This is a genomic window from Halarchaeum nitratireducens, from assembly GCF_014647155.1.
Lineage (GTDB): Archaea > Halobacteriota > Halobacteria > Halobacteriales > Halobacteriaceae > Halarchaeum > Halarchaeum nitratireducens.
The window spans coordinates 1-3809 of the sequence record NZ_BMOQ01000017.1; the positions used below are offsets into that span (position 1 = coordinate 1).

Annotated in this window: 5 protein-coding genes and 1 pseudogene; 2 read left to right on the plus strand and 4 right to left on the minus strand. The window is 57.1% G+C overall.

Annotated elements, in window-relative coordinates; translation table 11 throughout:
• Nucleotides 1–259: 259 nt before the first annotated feature.
• From xseB to IEX91_RS16085, 3 genes are all read right to left on the minus strand, one after another.
• On the minus strand, nucleotides 260–442 hold the full coding sequence (gene xseB, locus IEX91_RS16075; RefSeq protein ID WP_188880228.1) for an exodeoxyribonuclease VII small subunit: 183 nt from the start codon (nucleotides 440–442) through the stop codon (nucleotides 260–262).
• Nucleotides 443–444: 2 nt separating this feature from the next.
• Nucleotides 445–1497 (minus strand): exodeoxyribonuclease VII large subunit, encoded by a 1053-nt coding sequence (xseA, locus tag IEX91_RS16080; RefSeq protein WP_188880229.1) that lies wholly within the window; start codon nucleotides 1495–1497, stop codon nucleotides 445–447.
• Nucleotides 1498–1572: 75 nt separating this feature from the next.
• On the minus strand, nucleotides 1573–1740 hold the full coding sequence (locus tag IEX91_RS16085; RefSeq protein WP_092664116.1) for a DUF1931 domain-containing protein: 168 nt from the start codon (nucleotides 1738–1740) through the stop codon (nucleotides 1573–1575).
• A gap of 134 nt (nucleotides 1741–1874) precedes the next feature.
• Here IEX91_RS16085 and IEX91_RS16090 point away from each other — a divergent pair, with 134 nt between their 5' ends.
• Nucleotides 1875–2171: a PadR family transcriptional regulator gene (locus IEX91_RS16090; RefSeq protein WP_188880231.1), complete on the plus strand. Its 297-nt coding sequence runs from the start codon at nucleotides 1875–1877 to the stop codon at nucleotides 2169–2171.
• Nucleotides 2172–2225: 54 nt separating this feature from the next.
• A complete protein-coding gene (locus IEX91_RS16095) occupies nucleotides 2226–3113 on the plus strand; it encodes a hypothetical protein (protein WP_188880232.1) in 888 nt (295 codons plus the stop codon).
• 321 nt (nucleotides 3114–3434) lie between these two features.
• Here the strand turns inward: IEX91_RS16095 and IEX91_RS16100 are convergent.
• A pseudogene (locus IEX91_RS16100) lies at nucleotides 3435–3809 on the minus strand (heavy metal translocating P-type ATPase); the annotation flags it as partial.

Genomic DNA, 3809 nt, shown 5'->3' on the forward strand with positions numbered 1-3809 from the left:
GTCTATAACATCAAGCGGGCTGTGAAACAGTGAATTCCACCGCCGTATGGCGATTCAACACAGCCGCATGCACCGGTTGAGTCACGGTACATATTGGCGCGGTAGTTGGATGATACCTAAATGCTTTCTGGCTATCAACATCTGCAAATTTGTTGAGTAAATTATAACCAAATTACTAGTTGCCCTCGTAGGAAAGACTTAACCAACACTTGCCGAGTGAGGTGGAGAGTATGTTGGTTAAGACTGAGAATCAGCTTGCTTACTCAAGCTCCACAACTTCGCCGCTCCCCTCGTCGAGGATCTCTCGCACTTCGGCCAAGAGTTCCTCACCCTCCTCGTGGAGTGCAGTACCTTCATCGAGGTCGCACTCGTCCGCATCGAGCTGCTCAATAATCTCCTCGACGCGACTCACCCGATCGTGGATTTCGGAGTCTTTTGCCACGGTTAGATCACCCCCAGCCAAAGCCCGGTGATAACCAACAACAGCAACAGCAGCACTACGATGGCGACCTTGTAGTAAATCGGTGAGAGACCCTCGGGTGCGGTCGCTTCATCGACTGCTTCGGCGAGTTCCTGTTCGTGTTCGTGGTCCTGCTGGAAGGTCTCGTACGCGGCGTCGAGCTGTTGCTCCAGCGGCTCGATCTTACTCGCAAGGAACTCTTGACGGGAGTTCACGATATACTCGCCGGCGGCGGTCGGCGTGATCGTCGCGACGTCAGCCACCTGATCCGCGATGAGCCGGTCATCGGTGTGTCCAATCGCGGTGACCACCGGGGTATTCGCGGTGAAGATCGCCTCCGCGACCCGCTTGGTGTTGAAGGCCTGGAGGTTCGAATCACTCCCACCGCCCCGACCGACGATGATGGCGTCGACGTCCTCCGAGCGGTCGAGATGGTGAATGCCGTTCGCGATGGACGTCGACGCGTTCGACCCCTGGACGGTTGCGTCCTTCACCAGGATGTCGACGGTGGGGTCCTGTCCGTGGATCGCGTTCTGGATGTCGTACCGGGCGTCTCCTCGAAGGGATGTGACGACGCCGACCCGCTCCGGGAACGCCGGCGGTTGCTGTTTCTGCTCGTCGTCGAACCAGCCACGCTCTTCGAGTTCGCTTCGCAGTCGCTCGACGGCGGCCGCCTGGTCGCCGTCGCCGACGACGATCACCTCCCACGGTTTGAGGTCGATTTTCCCACCCTCGACCCAGTAGTCGATATCGCCCTCGAGGATGACTTCGGTCCCGTCTTCGAGGTCGGCGTCCATCTCCCGGTAACGGTTCGCCCAGATCATACAGGGGAGCTCGGCGTCGCCGTCGGTGAGCGTGAAGTAGAGCGCCGTACTGTTCTTGTGGAGGTCAGTGACCTCCCCGATACAGCGGACACCGTTGAGGGCAGGCGTGTCCTGGACGACCGACGCGATCCGGTCGTTCAGCTGGGACACGCTAAGGACCTCTCTCGCATCGGGTTCGACCGCCTGCCGCTCGGTATCCGGTGCGTCCGCCATCTCCGTTGCCTAACTTCTGAACAGGAACCTCAAAAAGATACGTTCGAGTGACGGGGTGGGCTGCGTTACGCAGGCCTACAGGTCGCGGGGCTGGACCGTCTTCCGGTCGTTGGCCTCGGCACGCTCTGCGGCGTCGTCGAGCAGTTCGGCGACCTCTTCGTTGAGGGCGTCGTAGAAATCTGCCGAGACGTTGTGCTCCGAAAGTGCGTCCTTCACGGCTGCTTTGACGATTAGGTCAGACATTCCATCGCGGACTTCACCTGTCCACTATATAAAGGTTCGAAGTTCTCACGTAGTCTTCCTGACCAGTCCCGTCGAATTCGCCTCTGAGTACCAGAGAGAACATATGCCACCCCTCAAAAATAGGGAACAGGCAGATGCACGATCTAACTGGGTTCCAGCGGGATATCTTGTACGTAACCACCGGGCTCGAGGAACCACATGGGCTCGCAATCAAGGACGAACTCGACGACTATTACGAGCATGAGATCAATCATGGCCGCCTCTATCCGAATCTCGACGATCTCGTCAACAAAGGACTGCTGGAGAAGGGTGAACTCGACAAGCGGACGAACGTGTACACGGTCACGCAACGCGGATTGCGGGAAATCGAGGCGCGACGTGAGTGGGAAAGTCAGTATTTAGAAGATGTGAACGCACCCACTACGTCGTAGAATCATTATAAAAGCGGGACTGCTTTACCCCACTTCCCACGAATACACAGTAAGATGGCTCGGCTCGTCTTCTATCACCACCCACAGGCCGAGAATTTCTCACTCAAATATAGCTCGGCATCGGTGGCAGAAATCCTGTCTCAGCGAGAGCAATCCGACGAGTCGACAAAGCTCATCGGGTACCCCTTTGAAACACCGGTCTATGTGCTCTACGAAGGCGATTCAGAGATCGAATCAGCCCGAGAGGTCGACTTCGATCAGGAATGGCTGAGCGACCGTATTCGTGACCTCCCCCGTGCTGGGCAGGTTGTCGCATTCCGATTAGTGGAGTTGCTCGAAGCCGCGGTCGATGTTCGAGATGAGGATGAGTTCCGGCTCTACAAGGAGTTCGAACCGCAAAAGATCCAGCAGGCACTCGATCACGTCTCCTGGGGAGCACCGCTTCCGACCGTCGCTGGAGAGGTGATGTCGAATTTGATCCTCCGACATTCCCTCCCGAATGCGAATCATCGAACTGGCATCGCGATGCTGCAGTTCTGTATTGAGAGTGTGGACCCGGATTTTGAGATGCCACGAACGCACGTCGACGACGATTCCTGGCGAGAGTGGGTCGATCCCTATATCGTCGATTCCAAGCGGCTCATTACTGTCCGCCGAAACAACCTCCGTTTCAAGCAACTCGAAGAGCTGGACGTCGACCTCGTCGAACGGAAAGATGGGATCCAAATCCGATTAGCCGAGTTCGAGCTGGATATGCACTGGCGAGAAGCCCTCACAGAGTATGCTGGGCAGCACGAATCTCACTGTACGGACTTCGCGCAGGCAGTTCTCGAACGAGCAGGACGGGACGATCTACTTGACCGTCAAGGACCAACGAAACAAGAGTTCATCGCGTATCTGGAGAACGGACTGGTCGAACGAGACTTCAGAGAAATGTTTTGATCAGTCGCGAAGCTCGGCGACCGACTGACCAACCTCACGGACGTGTTCACTTCGCTCGAGGTCGAGTTCCTCGGCGAGGTAGTCAACCGTCTCTTCGAGGCTCATATTGGAAAGAAGTCCGTCTAACGGTATAAACCTAGTGCTGGCGCAACAATATAGCCCATCAGAGAAAGCGTCTGTGTATACCAAACTACGTACCCCTCGGGAAAACTGTGGAATCGGTGACCGCATAGCGATACCCACCGAAATTACGCAGTGTCGCCATTTGCTGTCCATCAACCGAACTCAATTGAAAGAAGCTCCGAAGCGATCGGGAGCGGTTCAGTCTGCAGGTTGTGCGTCAGTCGCTGGTGTCCCGCTTGGAAGCTCGGGGATGGACAGGTCCACGCGGCGGAGCAGCTGAGCGTTGATGGCGACGATGACCGTACTCAACGACATCAGGAGCGCACCCACAGCGGGGGAGAGCAGAATCCCGATCGGTGCCAAGACGCCTGCTGCGAGCGGAATCGCGAACACGTTGTAGCCGGCCGCCCAGACGATGTTCTCCTGCATCTTCCGGTAGCTCGCCTTACTGAGTTTCACGAGCCGAACGACGTCCATCGGGTTGTTCTGAACGAGGATGACGTCGGCCGACTGGACGGCGACGTCGGTGCCGCTCCCGATGGCGATCCCGACGTCGGCTCGCGTCAGCGCCGG

Coding starts and splice junctions, on each gene's coding strand:
- xseA (WP_188880229.1), bottom strand. CDS start 1,497: ATGGCGGACGCACCGGATACCGAGCGGCAGGCGGTCGAACCCGATGCG.
- IEX91_RS16085 (WP_092664116.1), bottom strand. CDS start 1,740: ATGTCTGACCTAATCGTCAAAGCAGCCGTGAAGGACGCACTTTCGGAG.
- IEX91_RS16090 (WP_188880231.1), top strand. CDS start 1,875: ATGCACGATCTAACTGGGTTCCAGCGGGATATCTTGTACGTAACCACC.
- IEX91_RS16095 (WP_188880232.1), top strand. CDS start 2,226: ATGGCTCGGCTCGTCTTCTATCACCACCCACAGGCCGAGAATTTCTCA.